Origin of the sequence: Aeromicrobium sp. IC_218 (assembly GCF_004336805.1) — a bacterium.
In the GTDB taxonomy this organism is placed as follows: domain Bacteria; phylum Actinomycetota; class Actinomycetes; order Propionibacteriales; family Nocardioidaceae; genus Aeromicrobium.
On record NZ_SJXM01000002.1, the window covers coordinates 311483 to 326761 of the forward strand.

General features: G+C 72.2%; 19 protein-coding genes. 4 read left to right on the top strand and 15 right to left on the bottom strand.

The annotated features are described in order from the left end of the window. Window position 1 precedes the first annotated feature (1 nt). A complete protein-coding gene (rimP, locus tag E0W78_RS03535; protein ID WP_131402453.1) occupies window positions 2-448 on the bottom strand; it encodes a ribosome maturation factor RimP in 447 nt (148 codons plus the stop codon). Window positions 449-538: 90 nt separating this feature from the next. On the opposite strand from rimP, the gene E0W78_RS16445 reads away from it, so the two are divergent. Both E0W78_RS16445 and E0W78_RS16450 read left to right on the top strand, forming a co-directional pair. Continuing rightward, the gene (locus tag E0W78_RS16445) at window positions 539-964 is read left to right on the top strand and encodes a hypothetical protein (protein WP_165570395.1); all 426 of its coding nucleotides are present in this window, start codon (window positions 539-541) and stop codon (window positions 962-964) included. Continuing rightward, window positions 961-1371, top strand: a complete 411-nt coding sequence (locus tag E0W78_RS16450) for a DUF4439 domain-containing protein (RefSeq protein WP_165570396.1) — start codon at window positions 961-963, stop codon at window positions 1369-1371. The genes E0W78_RS16445 and E0W78_RS16450 overlap by 4 nt, the downstream gene beginning before the upstream one ends. A 6-nt stretch (window positions 1372-1377) precedes the next feature. Here the strand turns inward: E0W78_RS16450 and E0W78_RS16455 are convergent, their stop codons facing one another. The 10 genes from E0W78_RS16455 to E0W78_RS03585 form a co-directional block, all read right to left on the bottom strand. Then, the gene (locus tag E0W78_RS16455) at window positions 1378-1551 is read right to left on the bottom strand and encodes a hypothetical protein (protein ID WP_165570397.1); all 174 of its coding nucleotides are present in this window, start codon (window positions 1549-1551) and stop codon (window positions 1378-1380) included. 6 nt (window positions 1552-1557) lie between these two features. Then, a complete protein-coding gene (locus tag E0W78_RS03545) occupies window positions 1558-1806 on the bottom strand; it encodes a hypothetical protein (RefSeq protein ID WP_131402455.1) in 249 nt (82 codons plus the stop codon). A gap of 8 nt (window positions 1807-1814) precedes the next feature. Continuing rightward, window positions 1815-3551: a proline--tRNA ligase gene (locus E0W78_RS03550; protein ID WP_207392624.1), complete on the bottom strand. Its 1737-nt coding sequence runs from the start codon at window positions 3549-3551 to the stop codon at window positions 1815-1817. A 50-nt stretch (window positions 3552-3601) separates the two neighbouring features. After that, a complete protein-coding gene (locus E0W78_RS03555; RefSeq protein WP_131402457.1) occupies window positions 3602-3964 on the bottom strand; it encodes a MauE/DoxX family redox-associated membrane protein in 363 nt (120 codons plus the stop codon). A 17-nt stretch (window positions 3965-3981) separates the two neighbouring features. Continuing rightward, window positions 3982-4821: a DUF4081 domain-containing GNAT family N-acetyltransferase gene (locus E0W78_RS03560; RefSeq protein ID WP_131402458.1), complete on the bottom strand. Its 840-nt coding sequence runs from the start codon at window positions 4819-4821 to the stop codon at window positions 3982-3984. 64 nt (window positions 4822-4885) lie between these two features. Further along, entirely contained in the window at window positions 4886-6016 is a 1131-nt protein-coding gene (ispG, locus tag E0W78_RS03565; RefSeq protein WP_131402588.1) for a flavodoxin-dependent (E)-4-hydroxy-3-methylbut-2-enyl-diphosphate synthase, read from the bottom strand. A 17-nt stretch (window positions 6017-6033) separates the two neighbouring features. Further along, a complete protein-coding gene (locus tag E0W78_RS03570) occupies window positions 6034-7332 on the bottom strand; it encodes a M50 family metallopeptidase (protein WP_131402459.1) in 1299 nt (432 codons plus the stop codon). Next, window positions 7329-8531, bottom strand: a complete 1203-nt coding sequence (dxr, locus tag E0W78_RS03575) for a 1-deoxy-D-xylulose-5-phosphate reductoisomerase (protein ID WP_131402460.1) — start codon at window positions 8529-8531, stop codon at window positions 7329-7331. Before dxr ends, E0W78_RS03570 begins: the two co-directional genes overlap by 4 nt. 32 nt (window positions 8532-8563) lie before the next feature. After that, window positions 8564-9349, bottom strand: a complete 786-nt coding sequence (locus tag E0W78_RS03580) for an ABC transporter permease subunit (protein ID WP_131402461.1) — start codon at window positions 9347-9349, stop codon at window positions 8564-8566. Further along, the gene (locus tag E0W78_RS03585; protein ID WP_207392613.1) at window positions 9346-10257 is read right to left on the bottom strand and encodes an ATP-binding cassette domain-containing protein; all 912 of its coding nucleotides are present in this window, start codon (window positions 10255-10257) and stop codon (window positions 9346-9348) included. Before E0W78_RS03585 ends, E0W78_RS03580 begins: the two co-directional genes overlap by 4 nt. A 202-nt stretch (window positions 10258-10459) precedes the next feature. Between E0W78_RS03585 and E0W78_RS03590 the strand changes: the two genes are divergently transcribed. Continuing rightward, window positions 10460-11857: an aspartate aminotransferase family protein gene (locus tag E0W78_RS03590; RefSeq protein WP_131402463.1), complete on the top strand. Its 1398-nt coding sequence runs from the start codon at window positions 10460-10462 to the stop codon at window positions 11855-11857. Beyond that, window positions 11854-12306: an Lrp/AsnC family transcriptional regulator gene (locus E0W78_RS03595; RefSeq protein WP_131402464.1), complete on the top strand. Its 453-nt coding sequence runs from the start codon at window positions 11854-11856 to the stop codon at window positions 12304-12306. Before E0W78_RS03590 ends, E0W78_RS03595 begins: the two co-directional genes overlap by 4 nt. 6 nt (window positions 12307-12312) lie before the next feature. Here the strand turns inward: E0W78_RS03595 and E0W78_RS03600 are convergent, their stop codons facing one another. From E0W78_RS03600 to rlmN, 4 genes are all read right to left on the bottom strand, one after another. Further along, a complete protein-coding gene (locus E0W78_RS03600) occupies window positions 12313-12873 on the bottom strand; it encodes a GNAT family N-acetyltransferase (protein ID WP_165570398.1) in 561 nt (186 codons plus the stop codon). Then, window positions 12870-13325, bottom strand: coding sequence for an AMP-binding protein (locus E0W78_RS03605; RefSeq protein ID WP_131402466.1), 456 nt, complete (start codon window positions 13323-13325; stop codon window positions 12870-12872). Before E0W78_RS03605 ends, E0W78_RS03600 begins: the two co-directional genes overlap by 4 nt. Further along, window positions 13322-14032 (bottom strand): enoyl-CoA hydratase, encoded by a 711-nt coding sequence (locus E0W78_RS03610; RefSeq protein WP_242686210.1) that lies wholly within the window; start codon window positions 14030-14032, stop codon window positions 13322-13324. The genes E0W78_RS03605 and E0W78_RS03610 overlap by 4 nt, the downstream gene beginning before the upstream one ends. Window positions 14033-14131: 99 nt before the next feature. Beyond that, complete coding sequence (rlmN, locus tag E0W78_RS03615; RefSeq protein ID WP_131402468.1) at window positions 14132-15259, bottom strand: 23S rRNA (adenine(2503)-C(2))-methyltransferase RlmN; 1128 nt, start codon at window positions 15257-15259, stop codon at window positions 14132-14134. Window positions 15260-15279 lie beyond the last annotated feature (20 nt).

Consider the following 15279-nt stretch of genomic DNA (forward strand, 5'->3'; position numbering starts at 1 on the left):
CCTACTTCCGGTTCAGCTCGACCTGGACGAGCGGGTTCGTCAGCTCGTCGTAGGCGTAGCGGGTGGGGGTGCCGGCGACGTCCAGGGTCACGCCCTCGTCGTCGCTCTCGCCGATGCGCCCGACGACCTTGGTGCCCTCGGTCGTCGTGGCCTTGACCAGGCGGCCGGCGTTGCGGCGCCAGTGGCGCGGCAGGCTCAGCGGACGGTCGACGCCACGCGAGGTGACCTCGAGCGTGTAGGCGCCGTCACCCATGACGTCGGACTCGTCGAGCTCGCGCGACAGGGCGCGGGTCAGCTCGGCGACGTGGTCGATGGTGATGCCGCCGTCGGTGTCGACGGCCACGCGCAGGATGCGCTGCTTGCCGGCGGGAGCGAGCTCGACCGCCTCGAGGTCGAGGCCCAGGTCGGCCACGCACCTCTCGACGAGGTTCTCGACTGTGTCGGCCATGGGGTCGTCCTCCGTATGTACTTGTCGGTCCGTGTGCGGCCCTCGCGGGTCCGGACAAGCCTACCGGGTCCGGGCCGGTAGCCTGCCATCGTGATCGGACGTCGCGGGGTGATCGTCGGCACGGGTGTCCTGGCGCTTGCCGGTGGAGGCGTCGTCGTGGCCGAGCGCGCGGGCGTCCTGGACGACGCGCTGCGTGCCACGGGCCTCGAGCCCGTCCCCCAGCCCGACCCGTCCGACGAGCGCCGCCTGGCGCAGGTGCGCACGACGCTCAGCGGCGTCCTGGCCGCCGCCGAGTCCCAGGACTCCCCCGAGGTCGCGACGCTCGTCCGCGAGCAGCTGGACGCCCTGGGCGGCGCCGACGCCGGAGCCACGGCGCCCGCGCCCCGGCTCACGGTGGCCCTGCAGGACGCGGCCGACGAGGTCGAGGCCGCGTGCCTCGGGGCCGTCTCCCCCGCGCTCGCCCAGGTGCTCGCGTCCGCGTCGGCCGGCCTGCTCCAGGCCCGGAGCCTGGTGTGAGCGCCGCCGACGCCCTCGAGGCGTGCCTGGCCCAGGCCCACCGCGCCGTGTGGGTGTTCGGCCTGCTCGGCGCCCGGCTGGACGACCCGCGCCCCGCGGACTCGTTCGCCTCGAGCCGGCGCGACCGCGACGACCTGCTGGCCGCGCTCGACGCCCGCGGTGCCACGCCCCCCGCTCCCCCGGCGTCCTACGAGCTCGAGGTGCCGTCGGACCTCGCGGCCGGGCGGCGGCTGGCCCAGCAGGTCGAGCAGGACGCGGCCGACGCCGCGGCCGCCGCCGTGCGGGTCACCAGCGGCGTCGAGCGCCGCCTGGCGGTGCGGCTGCTCCAGCGCGCTGCGCTGCGCGCCGTCGCCTGGGACGCCGAGCCGGTGGCGTTCCCCGGTCTCGACCGGCCCGACGCCGACTGACCGACCTCAGCCGCGCCGCGACAGCGAGCCGTCGACGTAGGGCATCCAGGTCCGGTCGCCCACCCGGTCGGCTGCGAGCACGCCGACCGGGTCGACCCGGCGGGTGAGCATGCGACGCTGCCGGTCCTGCTCCGTCGGCGTGTCGGCGACGTCGTTGCCGTCACTCCCGACCAGCCACACCAGACCTCAGCCCAGTCCCGGGTTCAGCCGGTCCTCGTGCCGGTCGTCCACGACCAGGGCGATCGCGTAGGTGAGCACGCCGCCCGCCTGCCGCTGGGCCCAGTCGACGACCTGCAGCACGTCGGCGCCGGTGACGTCGTAGGTGTCGGTCCAGCCCCGCGTGGCGTCCGGACCGCTGCCGTGCAGGTACACGCGGAACCGCGGGCGGTCGTCCTCCCACGCCGAGTCGCGCTCGTCGACACCGACGACCTTCATGACGTCGCTCAGCCGCGCAGGTGCGCGACGACCTGGTCGACCGGGACGTCGGTGCGCTCGCCGGTGGCGCGATCCTTGACCTCGACGACGCCGTCGGCCAGGCCCTTGCCCACGACGACGATGGTCGGGACGCCGATGAGCTCGGCGTCCTTGAACTTCACGCCGGGCGACATCTTCGGACGATCGTCGTGCAGCACGTCGAAGCCGGCCGCCTCGAGGTCGGCGACGATGCGGTCGCCGCCCTCGAACAGCTCGGGGGTCTTGCCCGCGACGACCACGTGGACGTCGAACGGCGACACCTCGCGCGGCCAGATCATGCCGGCCTCGTCGAAGGAGTTCTCGATGATCGCGCCGACCGCCCGCGAGACGCCGACGCCGTAGGAGCCCATCGTCACGGTCGCGAGCTTGCCGTTCTCGTCCAGCACCTGCAGGCCCAGGCGCTCGGCGTACTTGCGGCCGAGCTGGAAGATGTGGCCCATCTCGATGCCGCGGGCGAGCTCGAGCGGTCCCGAGCCGTCCGGCGCGGGGTCGCCCGCGCGCACCTCGGCGGCCTCGATCGTGCCGTCGGCGGTGAAGTCGCGGCCGGCCACCAGGTCGATGACGTGGCGTCCCTGCTCGTTCGCGCCGGTCACCCAGCGGGTGCCGTCGACGACGCGCGGGTCGACCAGGTAGCGGATGCCGGAGGCGTTCTCGGTGCCTAGGACGCCGGGACCGATGTAGCCCTTCACCAGCGCGGGGTGCTGGGCGAAGTCCTTCTCCTCGAACGGCTCGACCTCGGCCGGCGACACCTGGGTCTCCAGGCGCTTGGCGTCGACCTCGCGGTCGCCGGGGACGCCGACGGCGAGCGGCTCGCGGGTGCCGTCGGGGTGGTGAAGCATCACCAGGACGTTCTTCAGCGTGTCGGCCGCCGTCCAGGCGCGGTCGTCGCGCGGGAACGCCGCGTTCAGGTGGTCGACCAGCGTCTGGATGGTCGGGGTGTCGGGGGTGTCCTCGACGTGCGCCGCGGGCGCGTCGTCGAACGGCAGCGCGTCCGGCACGACGGTCGTGACCGCCTCGACGTTGGCCGCGTAGCCGCCGGGCGAGCGCACGAAGGTGTCCTCGCCGGTCTCGGCCACGGCGAGGAACTCCTCGCTGGCCGAGCCGCCCATCGCGCCGGAGTCGGCCTGGACGATGACGTACTCGAGGCCGAGCCGGTCGAAGATGCGGACGTACGCGGCGCGGTGCGCCTGGTAGCTCTTCTCCAGGCCCTCGTCGGTGACGTCGAAGGAGTAGGAGTCCTTCATGACGAACTCGCGGCCGCGCAGGATGCCCGCGCGCGGGCGCGCCTCGTCGCGGTACTTCGTCTGCACCTGGTACAGGCTCAGGGGCAGGTCCTTGTAGGACGAGTACAGGTCCTTCACCAGGAGCGTGAACATCTCCTCGTGCGTGGGGCCGAGCAGGTAGTCGCCGCCGCGGCGGTCGTGCAGGCGGAACAGGTTGTCGCCGTACTCGGTCCAGCGGTCGGTCGCCTCGTAGGGCTCGCGCGGCAGGAGCGCCGGGAAGCGCACCTCCTGGGCGCCGATCGCGTCCATCTCCTCGCGGACGATCTTCTCGACCTTGCCCAGCACCTTCAGGCCCAGCGGCAGCCACGTGTAGATGCCCGGGGCGACGCGCCGGACGAAGCCGGCGCGCACGAGCAGCTTGTGGCTGGGGACCTCCGCGTCGGCGGGGTCGTCACGCAGGGTGCGGAGGAAGAGCTGGGACATGCGCATGGGCTGAACCCTACCGAGCGGCGACCGGCCGCCCGGCCGCGCGGTCAGGCCCGGCCGGCGCGCAGCGCGACGCGGATCATCGGCCACTGCAGCGGCAGTCGCAGCAGGGTGCCGGCCTTGAGCCAGGCCGGGGCCTTGCGGCTGCGCCGGGTGCTGACGGCCATCTGCACGTTGGCCGGGAAGACGGCCACGAGCAGCGCCGCGGACGCGACCCCGCCGGCCCGGCGCGTGCGCGGGACGGCGAGCATCGCGGCGCAGGCCAGCTCGGCGACGCCGGACGCGTGGACGAGCTCGCGCTTGCGCGGCAGCTGCTTCGGGACGATGGACTCGAACACCTGCGGACGCACGAGGTGCAGGACGCCGGAGACGGTGAACAGCGCGGCGAGACCGGCCAGGGACTTGGGCATGGCCCGACCCTACGGCGTCACAGCAGGATGGTGGCGAAGGTCGTGTGCTGGCGGAAGCCGACCCGGTCGTACGTGCGCCGGGCGGGGACGTTGTGGCCGTTGACGTACAGCGTGACGACGGGTGCGATCGTCCGCCGGACCTGCTGCACCACCGCGGCCATGGCCGGGGCGGCGAGGCCCTGCCCGCGGACGTCCGGGTGCACGTAGACGCCCTGCACCTGGCAGACGTCGCCGGCCGCGGCACCGACCTCGGCCTTGAACAGCACCGTGTCGTCCTCGATGATCGCGAACGACCAGCCCTGCCCGACGAGCTGCGTGACGCGCGCGCGGTAGGCCGACCCGCTCATGACCTCGGGGTCGACGCCGACCTCCTCGGTGAACATCGCCACCGACGCGGGGTACAGCACGTCCACCTCGTCGAGCAGCACCCGGCGCACGCGGGGGTCGGGGGCGACCAGCCCGTCGTGGTCGATGAGCAGGAACGGCTGCTCGTCGCGCACGGACCGGGCCGGGCCCCACAGCGGGGCCATCCGGCCCCACAGGTCCATGACCGTCTCGCGGGGGCCGACGATCGACGCTGCACGCGGCGCCTGGGGCAGCGCGTGCTCGGCGAACGCGGCCACCGCCTCGGGGCTCGCGTTGAGCGGCACGACGTTGGAGGCGACGTAGCAGGCCGAGACGATGCGCTCGCCCTCGAACCAGCCCCACATGCGTCCGCCCATCCAGCGCGGACGCATGCCGGTGACGTCGAGCCGGTGCTGCAGGAAGACGTTGACGGCGGGGTCGAGCGCGGTCAGCGAGCGCACGAGGGGCATCTCCTCGGGCGTCAGCACGCGCAGGTTCGTCGTCCCGAGCACCGTCCCCACCTCCCTCGGCGGCCAGCCTATCGACGCGGGGGCGTCACGCCCGTCGGCGCGGGCCTCAGGAGACCGAGACCGAGGGCGCGCCGCCGTCGACGGGCTCCATGTCCTCGGCGATGCGCATGGCCTCCTCGATGAGTGTCTCGACGATCTTGCTCTCGGGGACGGTCTTGATGACCTCGCCCTTGACGAAGATCTGGCCCTTGCCGTTGCCGGACGCGACGCCGAGGTCGGCCTCGCGGGCCTCGCCCGGGCCGTTGACGACGCAGCCCATGACGGCGACGCGCAGCGGCACCTCCATGCCCTCGAGGCCGGCGGTCACCTGCTCGGCGAGCGTGTAGACGTCCACCTGGGCGCGGCCGCAGGACGGGCACGAGACGATCTCGAGCTTGCGCTCGCGCAGGTTGAGCGACTGCAGGATCTGGATGCCGACCTTGACCTCCTCGACCGGCGGGGCGGACAGCGAGACTCGGATGGTGTCGCCGATGCCCTTGCCGAGCAGGTAGCCGAAGGCGGTGGCCGACTTGATCGTGCCCTGGAACGCCGGGCCCGCCTCGGTGACGCCGAGGTGCAGCGGCCAGTCGCCGCGCTCGGCGAGCATCTCGTAGGCCTGCGCCATGATCACCGGGTCGTTGTGCTTGACCGAGATCTTGAAGTCGTGGAAGTCGTGCTCCTCGAACAGCGACGCCTCCCAGACGGCCGACTCCACGAGCGCCTCGGGCGTCGCGCGGCCGTACTTCTCGAGCAGACGCTTGTCGAGCGAGCCGGCGTTGACGCCGATGCGCAGCGAGACGCCGGCGTCCTTGGCCGCCTTGGCGATGGCGCCGACCTGGTCGTCGAACTTGCGGATGTTGCCCGGGTTCACGCGGACGGCGGCGCAGCCGGCGTCGATCGCGGCGAACACGTACTTGGGCTGGAAGTGGATGTCGGCGATGACCGGGATCTGCGACTTGCGCGCGATGTCCGGCAGCGCGTCGGCGTCGTCCTGGCTGGGGCAGGCGACGCGCACGATGTCGCAGCCGGCCGCGGTCAGCTCGGCGATCTGCTGCAGCGTGGAGTTGACGTCAGACGTGAGCGTCGTGGTCATCGACTGCACCGAGACGGGGGCGTCGCCGCCGACGTCGACGGTGCCGACCTTGATCTTGCGCGAGCGGCGTCGCGGGGCCAGCACCGGCGGCGGCGCGGCGGGCATGCCCAGGCTCACGGCGCTCACGAGATGCTCACCGGGTTGACGATGTCGGCGTAGATCAGGATCACGCTCATGATCATAAGGACCGCCCCCACGGCGTAGGCGACGGGAAGCATCTTGGCGACGTCCACGTAGCCCGGGTCGGGGCGGCGGAACAGGCGGGCGAACCCGCGCCGGACCGCCTCGTACAGGGCACCGGCGATGTGGCCACCGTCCAGCGGCAGCAGCGGGACGAAGTTGAACATGCCCAGGAACAGGTTGACCGAGGCGAGCAGGGTCATGAGCCGCACCGCGCGGTCGCCCCAGGACGGGTCGTCGTAGGTGACCAGCTCACCGGCCACGCGGCCGGCGCCGACGACGCTCACCGGGCCGTCGTCCTCGCGCTCCCCGCCCACGGCGGCCTTCACGACGCCGACCATGCGCTGGGGCAGGTCGATGATCGCGTGGACGGTGCCGACGACCGAGTCGCCCATGACGCCGAACACGTAGCCGAGTCCCTGGCGCTCCTGCTCCGTGGTCGGCGAGACACCCAGGAAGCCGACCTCGACGGTCTTGTCGGGGTCGTCCAGGTCGGCGCGGGCCAGCACGGTGGTCTCGATGTCGACGGTGCGGGCCTGGCCGTCGCGCTCGTAGCCGATCGTGGCCTCGCCCGACCCGTTGGCCCGGATGTGCGCGCTCAGCTCGTCCCAGTCGGCGACCGGGTCGCCGTCGAACGTGGTGATGACGTCGCCGGGCTGCAGGCCGGCCTTCTTGGCCGGCGTCTCCGGGTCCGCGGACGTGCACGAGCGGCCGGCCTCGGTGTCGGGGATCGCGCAGGCCGAGACCGTGTTGACGGTGGTGGTCGGCTCGTAGGCGCCGAAGCCCATGAACACCGTGGCGAAGAGCACGAAGGCGATGGCCAGGTTCACGATGGGGCCGCCGGCCATGACGATGACCTTCTGCCACCAGGGCCGGGTGTAGAACAGCCGGCCCTCGTCCTCGGGACCGATGTGCTCGCGCTCGGCGTCGCGCGCGTCGGCGGCGAGCTGGCTGAACAGGCCGGTGCTCGTGCTGCGCAGCTCGTGCGGGTCCTCGCCCTTGCCGGGAGGGAGCATGCCGACGAGCTTCACGTAGCCGCCCAGCGGGATCGCCTTGAGGCCGTACTCGGTCTCGCCGCGGCGGAACGACCACACCGTGTTGCCGAAGCCGACGAAGAACTGCGTCACCTTCACGCCGAACCGGCGCGCGGGGATCATGTGGCCGCACTCGTGCAGCGCGATCGAGACGGCGACACCGATCACGAAGATCAGGACGCCGAGGGCGTACACGAGGGCGGTCAACGCTGCTCCACAAGGGCTCGGGCGCGCTCGCGGGCCCAGGCGTCGGCCTCCAGGACGGAGTCGAGCGTCAGGTCGCGCGTGGCGCTGTCGGGATCGGTGAGGTGGTCGTCGAGGACGGCGCCCACGGTGTCCACGATGCCAAGGAAGTCCAAGTCGCGGGCCACGAAGGCGTCCACGCACACCTCGTTGGCGGCGTTGTAGACCGCCGGGGCGGTGCGCGCGAACTCCCCCGCCCGGCGGGCCAGCCGGACCGCCGGGAAGGCGGAGTCGTCGAGCGGGAAGAACTCCCACGCCGTCGAGGACGTCCAGTCGCAGCCGCGGGCGGCGCCGGGCAGGCGCTCGGGCCAAGCCAGGCCCAGCGCGATCGGCAGGCGCATGTCCGGCGGCGACGCCTGGACCATGGTCGAGCCGTCCACGTACTCCACCATCGAGTGGACGACCGACGACGGGTGCACGACGACGTCGATGCGGTCGAAGCCGATGCCGAACAGCAGGTGGGCCTCGATGACCTCCAGGCCCTTGTTGACCAGCGTCGCCGAGTTGATGGTGATGACCGGGCCCATGTCCCAGGTCGGGTGGGCCGCGGCCTGCTCGGGGGTGACGTCGACGAGCGCCTCCCGGGTGCGTCCGCGGAACGGCCCGCCGCTCGCCGTGACCAGGAGCCGCTTCACGTCCTCGACCCGCTCCCCGCGCAGCGCCTGGGCGATGGCCGAGTGCTCGGAGTCGACGGGCACGAGCTGGCCCGGCTTCGCAGCACCGGTGACGAGCTCGCCGCCGATGATGAGCGACTCCTTGTTGGCCAGCGCGAGCGTCGCGCCGGTCTCGAGGGCCGCAAGGGTCGGCAGCAGGCCGACCGCCCCGGTCATGCCGTTGAGCACGACGTCCGCCGGCGCGCGGGCCGCCTCGACGGCGGCGTCGGGTCCGGCGACGATGCGCGGCAGGCGGACGTCACCCTCGGACCAGCCACGGCGCTGGGCGTCCGCGTAGAGCGCCAGCTGGACGTCCTGGACGGCCGTGGTGCGGGCGACGGCGACGAGCGGCACCTCGTGGTCGAGCGCCTGGCGGGCCAGCAGCGCCGGGTCGGAACCGCCGGCCGCCAGGGCCACCACCTCGAACCGGTCGGGGTTGGCCGCGATCACGTCGAGGGCCTGGGTACCGATCGAGCCGGTGGAACCGAGAAGGGCGACACGCTTGCGCATGCCGCCCATCCTCTCGCACCACCCTCCGGCGGTTACTTCACCTCGCGTCGGAGCAGACGCAGGATGCCGACGACGAGCGGGATCACCAGCCAGATGGTGCCCGACGTGGCCAGGTGAGCCCACTCCTCGCCGCTCAGGCTGCCGTCCCCGGTGACGAGCGGGGTCTGCGCACTGCTGAACTCGATCCACGGCACGATGTCGCCGAACCAGTCGACGAACGAGCCGAGCAGGTTGATGACGATCGGGACGATGAAGGTGTAGACGAAGTAGCCGACGATCGCCGCCGCCGTGTTGCCCAGCAGCATCGCCAGGGCAAAGCCCACCAGGACGGCGATCGTGTTGCTGATCAGGAAGTTGCGGATCACGTCGCCCTCGAGGCTCCACGACACGTCCAGGCCGCGCACGGAGGAGGCCAGGAACGTCCCGAGCAGCGAGATCAGGAACGCCAGCGCGAACGCCGCGAACGAGAGCAGCAGGCCGGCGATCAGCTTGGCGGCGACGACCCGGCCACGGCGCGGCTCGAGCGTGAACGTGACCAGTGCGGTGCGCTGTCCCCACTCCGACGTCACCAGCATGATCAGCACGATGGGCAGGAAGTAGCCCAGGATGTTCCCCGAGAAGGCCAGGAACATGTCGAGGTCCTGCAGGCCGTCCACGAAGACGAACGCCTGCAGCACCATGACGAGCAGCACCAGGCCCAGGATCGACAGGCTGAACCAGCGGCTGGCGCGGGTGTCGAACACCTTGCGGGCCTCGACCGCGACGAGTCGGCCCAGCGGGATCGACGGGCGGTTCAGGTCGACGGCGGGGGCGCTCATGCGCGGGCTCCTTCGGTGGCCAGCGCGTCGCGCTGGGTGTCGGACGTGAGCTGGAGGAACATCTCCTCGAGGTTCGCGGACTCGGCGGCCCGCAGCTCGAGCAGGACGACGCCGGCGGCAGCCGCGGCGCGGCCGACCTGCTCGGCCGTCGCGTCGGTGGCCAGGCCGGCGCCGGAGACGTGCGACTCGATCCCGGCCGAGACGAGCGCGTTGACCAGCGCGGAGGGGTCCAGTGCCCGCACGAAGGTGCCACTGCCCTTCAGCAGCTCGTCCTTCGTGCCCTGGGCGACGATGCGGCCGTGGCCGATGACGATGATCTCGTCGGCGATGACCTCGATCTCGTGCAGCAGGTGCGAGGACAGCAGCACGGTGCCGCCCTTCTCGGCGAAGCTGCGCAGGAGGGAGCGCATCCAGTGGATGCCGGCCGGGTCGAGGCCGTTGGCCGGCTCGTCGAGGATGAGGACGGACGGGTCGCCCAGGAGCGTCTGGGCCAGGCCGAGACGCTGGCGCATGCCGAGCGAGTAGTTCCGGACCCGTCGCTTGGCCTCGCTGGGCGTGAGGCCGACGAGGGCGAGCATCTCGTCCACGCGGGACTTGGGCAGCCCCATCGTCTTGGCCGCGATGGTGAGCACCTCGCGTCCGGTGCGTCCGCCATGCTGGGCCGAGGCGTCCAGGAGCACGCCCACCTGGGACGACGGGTTGGGGATGTCGCGGTAGGCGACTCCCCCGATGGTGGCGACGCCCGACGATGCCGGCGTGAGGCCGGTCATGATGCGCATCGCCGTGGACTTGCCGGCGCCGTTGGGGCCCAGGAAGCCGGTGACGGTGCCCGGGCGGCAGACGAAGGAGACGTCGTTCAGGGCCTGGTACGACCCGTACGTCTTGGAGAGGTGCTCGACCGCGATCATGGCCTCCACCCTGCCCGACCCGGCCCCGCGACCGCCAGCACCGCCACGCGCGCCGGGGCGTCCGTCCGGTGACCGGTCCGTGACAGCGCGATGGACGAGAGCCAGCCCGACGCCGGCCAGGACGACTGATTACGACGTTACAGAGGCATTTCACGACGGATTCCCTTGTGGCTGGCCCCGGCGACGCGTGATACTGCGAGTCATGAGCGACCTCGACCTCGACCATCTCCAGCGGGCCGGCAAGGACCACCTCTGGATGCACTTCTCGCGCCAGGGGTCGTACGACGCCGCCCACGACATCCCGGTGATCGTCAAGGGCGAGGGCGCCTACGTCTGGGACGCGCAGGGCCGCCGCTACCTCGACGGGCTCGCGGGACTGTTCGTCGTGCAGGCCGGCCACGGCCGCGAGGAGCTGGCCAAGGCCGCGTACGACCAGGCCAAGGACCTGTCGTTCTTCCCGCTCTGGACGTTCGCGCACCCGAAGGCGATCGAGCTGGCCGAGCGCGTGGCGTCGTACGCCCCGGGCGACCTCAACCGGGTCTTCTTCACCACCGGCGGCGGCGAGGCGGTCGAGACCGCCTGGAAGGCGGCCAAGCAGTACTTCAAGCTCAAGGGCAAGCCGCTCAAGCACAAGGTGATCAGCCGCCAGGTCGCCTACCACGGCACCCCGCAGGGCGCGCTGTCCATCACCGGCATCCCGGACATGAAGGCGCCGTTCGAGCCGCTCGTGCCCTCGACCGTCCACGTGCCCAACACCAACGCCTACCGCGCGCCGGCCTATCTGCCGCACGGCGAGGACGGCATGGTCGACCCGGTCGCGTTCGGCCGCTGGGCCGCCGACCAGATCGAGGACGCGATCCTCGCCCAGGGTCCCGACACCGTCGCGGCGGTGTTCCTCGAGCCCGTGCAGAACGCCGGCGGCTGCTTCCCGCCGCCGCCCGGGTACTTCCAGCGGGTCCGCGAGATCTGTGACACCTACGACGTGCTGCTGGTCTCCGACGAGGTCATCTGCGCCTTCGGTCGTCTCGGCGAGATGTTCGGCGCGACCCGCTTCGGCTACGAGCCGGACATGATCACTTGCGCGAAGGGCCTCACCTCGGGCTACTCCCCGCTCGGCGCGATGATCGCCTCCGAGAAGGTCATGGAGCCGTTCCTGGAGGGCAACAACAGCTTCCTGCACGGCTACACCTTCGGCGGCCACCCGGTCTCGTGCGCCGTGGCGATGGCCAACCTGGACATCTTCGAGCGCGAGAAGCTCAACGAGCGCGTCCGTGAGAACGAGCCGGCCTTCCTGGGCACGCTGCAGAAGCTGCTGGACCTGCCGATCGTCGGCGAGGTCCGTGGCGCCGGCTACTTCTACGGCATCGAGCTGGTCAAGGACCAGGCCACCCGCGAGACGTTCGACGAGGACGAGTCCGAGCGCCTGCTGCGCGGCTTCCTGTCCAAGGCGCTGTACGACGCCGGCCTGTACTGCCGGGCCGACGACCGGGGCGACCCGGTCATCCAGCTCGCTCCCCCGCTGATCTGCGACCAGTCGCACTTCGACGAGATCGAGCAGATCCTGCGCAGCGTCCTGACCGAGGCCGGAACGCTGCTGTGACCTCGCCCCTGGACGAGGTGTCGAAGGCGATCATCGCCAAGCTCCAGGTCGACGGACGTCGTTCGTACGCGGCGATCGCCAAGGAGGTCGGGCTCTCGGAGGCCGCCGTGCGCCAGCGCGTGCAGCGGCTCACCGAGTCCGGCGTCATGCAGATCGTGGCCGTCACGGACCCGCTGCAGCTCGGCTTCGCCAAGCAGGCGATGGTCGGCGTGAAGGTCGCCTCGCACATCACCGAGGTGGCCCAGCGGATCGCCGAGATCCCCGAGATCGACTACGTCGTGGTCACCACGGGACGCTTCGACATCCTGGCCGAGGTCGTCTGCGAGAGCGACGACGCGCTGCTCGAGCTGGTCGGCGACACCATCGCGGCGATGGAGAAGGTCACCTCGACCGAGACGTTCGTCTACCTCAAGCTGGCCAAGCAGACGTACTCCTGGGGCGTGCGCTGACGGGTCTCAGCCGAGCTCACGGACGAGCTCGCGGTGGGGCACCCCGGCGAGCTCGACGAGGCCGGGGACGGCCGTGTAGCCGGCGCGCAGGTACGCCCGGCGGGCCCGCTCGTTCTGCTCGTGGACGTGCAGGTGCACCCGGCGGACGCCCTGGTCCGCGAGCCAGGCCTCGACGGCCCTGAGCAGCTGCTCCAGCACGCCGCGGCCGCGGTGGGACGGGCGCACGTAGACGGCGACCACGGCCGCGCGCAGGTCCGGGGTGCGCCGCCCCCGGTAGTCGGGCTCCCCCGGCCGGGTGAGGAGCCCGGTGACGGTTCCGGCGAGCCGGTCGTGCTCGTCGACGGCGACGACCTGGACGACGTCGTCGGACGTCGCGGCCGACCCCGTGCGCTCGCGCCAGAAGTCGTCGGGGCGCGCCAGCGCCTGGTCGAGCGTCTCGACGAACGCCAGGTGGGCCACGGGGTCCCCGAGCGCCTCGAGCCGCAGGTCACGCAGCCGGCTCCACTCGTGCTCGCGGACCCGGCGCACGGTGACGCCGGACGCCGCGACCGGCCCGTCGACGCTCACAGGGTGACGGTGCCGCCGCCGAGCAACGGGTCGAGCAGGTGTCCGAAGCGCGCCCGCATCCGGTCGGAGTACCCCTCCGGGTCGCGCTCGGCGGCCCCGGCGGGATTGCCGGCGCCCGCCTTGAGCACCGTGTCCCACTCGTACTCGTCGGTGCCGAGGTGGACGCGGAGCGGGTCGGCGCCGCCGAGCCGTGGATCGCCACCCTCGGCGACCTCCAGGTGCAGCCGGACGACCGCGAGCACCGCCACGACCTGGTCGAGGCCGGGCTCGACGCGCAGGTCGACGGACGTGCCCGGCTCGACGCCGAGCAGGCGCAGTCCGCCGCCGAGCGCGGCCGACAGCTCCAGCAGACGGGCGTACGTGACCGGGCGCGCGGCACCGGCGACGGCGAGGTCGTCGGCCCGGCCGCCGATCACGTGCCGGTCGAGCGCCTCGAACGCGAGCGAGCTCATCGTCCCTCGAAGACCGGCTGGCGCTTCTCGGCCCGGGCGCGCGAGGCCTCCTGGACGTCGTCGCTGCGCCACACGCTCGCGAACGCGGCCTCGACCGCCGGATCGTCGTCGTCGGAGCCGTTGAGGACGAGCTTGTTGTAGGCCAGCGTCATCGGCGCCATGGCCGCGATCTCCTGGGCCCAGGCGAGCGCGTCCTCGAGCGTCCCGGTGCGGTCGGCCAGCCCGCAGGCCAGGGCCTCGTCGCGCTCGATCGTCGCGGCGGCGAGCATCATGCGCCGGGCCCGGCCGGTGCCGGCCAGCTTCTCCAGCGTGCGGATGGTCCACGCGTCGACGGCCATGCCGTTCAGCGCGGTGGGCACCGCGAACCGCGCCCGCTCGTCGACCACGCGCAGGTCGCAGGCCAGGGCCAGCTGGGTGCCGGCACCGATCGCCGGGCCGTTCACGGCCGCCACGACCGGCACGTTCACCGCGGCGAGGTGGTGCAGCATCCCGTAGAGCGCGTGCAGGAACTCGTCGCCGTGGACGCCGTCGAGATCGGCCCCCGCGCAGAACGCCGAGCCCTCGCCGGTCAGCACCAGCACGCGCGCGCCGGCCTCGACCTGCTCGTCGACGGCCACGTAGAGCTGACGGCACAGGTCGAGGTCCAGCGCGTTGCGCTTCTCGGGACGCTGCAGCGTCAGGACGGCCACGGGTCCCTCACGGGTCACGGCGAGCAACGGATCTCCTTCTGCCAGGGGTGTGGGCACACCGTACCCAGACCGACCGACGTCACCGTGTGCGGTCCGCCACTCCCCCGGCGGGCCCGGTCAGACCTCGGAGGCCGCCAGCTGGCCGCAGGCGGCGTCGATCTCGTCGCCTCGGGTGTCTCGGATGGTCGTGCTGATGCCGTGGCGCTCGAGCCGGCGCACGAACTCGTCCATGTCCTCGTCGCGCGAGCGCGTGAACTGGGAGTCGGGGATCTCGTTGAGCGGAATCAGGTTGACGTGCACCCAGTTCCAGTCGCCGCGCTTCTGCAGCACCTCGGCGAGCAGGTCGGCGCGCCAGGCCTGGTCGTTGATGTCGCGCATCATCGCGTACTCGATCGAGACGCGGCGCTTCGTGGTGCGCGCGTACTCCCACGCGGCGTCGACGACCTCGTCGACCTTGAACCGGGTGTTGATCGGCACGAGCGTGTCGCGCAGCTCGTCGTCCGGCGCGTGCAGCGACACCGCGAGCGTCACCGGGATGCCCTCGGTGGCCAGCTGCTTGATGCGCGGCACCAGGCCGACGGTGCTGACCGTGATGTTGCGGGCGCTCATGCCCAGGCCGTCGGGCGCGGGCGTCACCATGCGGCGCACGGCGCCGATGACCGCGTTGTAGTTGGCCATCGGCTCGCCCATGCCCATGAACACGATGTTCGACAGGCGGCCGGGGCCGCCGGCGACGAGGCCGTCACGCATCGCGCGGGCGCCGTCGACGACCTGGTCGATGATCTCCGCCGTGCTCATGTTGCGCTGCAGACCGCCCTGACCGGTGGCGCAGAACGGGCAGGCCATGCCGCAGCCGGCCTGGCTGGAGACGCACAGGGTGGCGCGGTCGGAGTAGCGCATCAGCACCGACTCGACGAGCGCGTTGTCGAACAGGCGCCACAGCGTCTTGCGGGTCGTGCCCTTGTCGGCCTCCATGACGCGTACCGGCGTCAGCAGGGTCGGCAGCATGCCCTCGGCCAGCTCGGCGCGGATCGCGGCCGGCAGGTCACTCATGGCCTCGGGGTCGCGCTCGAGCCGCGCGAAGTAGTGGTTCGCGACCTGCTTGAGCCGGAAGGCGGGGAGCCCGAGCTTCTCGGCGGCGTCCTTGCGCTCCTCGGGCGCGAGGTCGGCGAGGTGGCGCGGCGGCTTGGCGCGGCCGCGCGGCTGCTCGAGGACGAGCGGGAGCGTCCGGGGCGTGTCGTTCACCGAACCAGTCTCCCACCCGG

What these genes read in the sequence shown, in the direction of transcription:
- rimP (WP_131402453.1), bottom strand. Translation starts at nt 448, where the DNA reads ATGGCCGACACAGTCGAGAACCTCGTCGAGAGGTGCGTGGCCGACCTG.
- E0W78_RS03545 (WP_131402455.1), bottom strand. Translation starts at nt 1,806, where the DNA reads ATGAAGGTCGTCGGTGTCGACGAGCGCGACTCGGCGTGGGAGGACGAC.
- E0W78_RS03550 (WP_207392624.1), bottom strand. Translation starts at nt 3,551, where the DNA reads ATGTCCCAGCTCTTCCTCCGCACCCTGCGTGACGACCCCGCCGACGCG.
- E0W78_RS03555 (WP_131402457.1), bottom strand. Translation starts at nt 3,964, where the DNA reads ATGCCCAAGTCCCTGGCCGGTCTCGCCGCGCTGTTCACCGTCTCCGGC.
- ispG (WP_131402588.1), bottom strand. Translation starts at nt 6,016, where the DNA reads ATGCCCGCCGCGCCGCCGCCGGTGCTGGCCCCGCGACGCCGCTCGCGC.
- dxr (WP_131402460.1), bottom strand. Translation starts at nt 8,531, where the DNA reads ATGCGCAAGCGTGTCGCCCTTCTCGGTTCCACCGGCTCGATCGGTACC.
- E0W78_RS03580 (WP_131402461.1), bottom strand. Translation starts at nt 9,349, where the DNA reads ATGAGCGCCCCCGCCGTCGACCTGAACCGCCCGTCGATCCCGCTGGGC.
- E0W78_RS03585 (WP_207392613.1), bottom strand. Translation starts at nt 10,257, where the DNA reads ATGATCGCGGTCGAGCACCTCTCCAAGACGTACGGGTCGTACCAGGCC.
- E0W78_RS03590 (WP_131402463.1), top strand. Translation starts at nt 10,460, where the DNA reads ATGAGCGACCTCGACCTCGACCATCTCCAGCGGGCCGGCAAGGACCAC.
- E0W78_RS03605 (WP_131402466.1), bottom strand. Translation starts at nt 13,325, where the DNA reads ATGAGCTCGCTCGCGTTCGAGGCGCTCGACCGGCACGTGATCGGCGGC.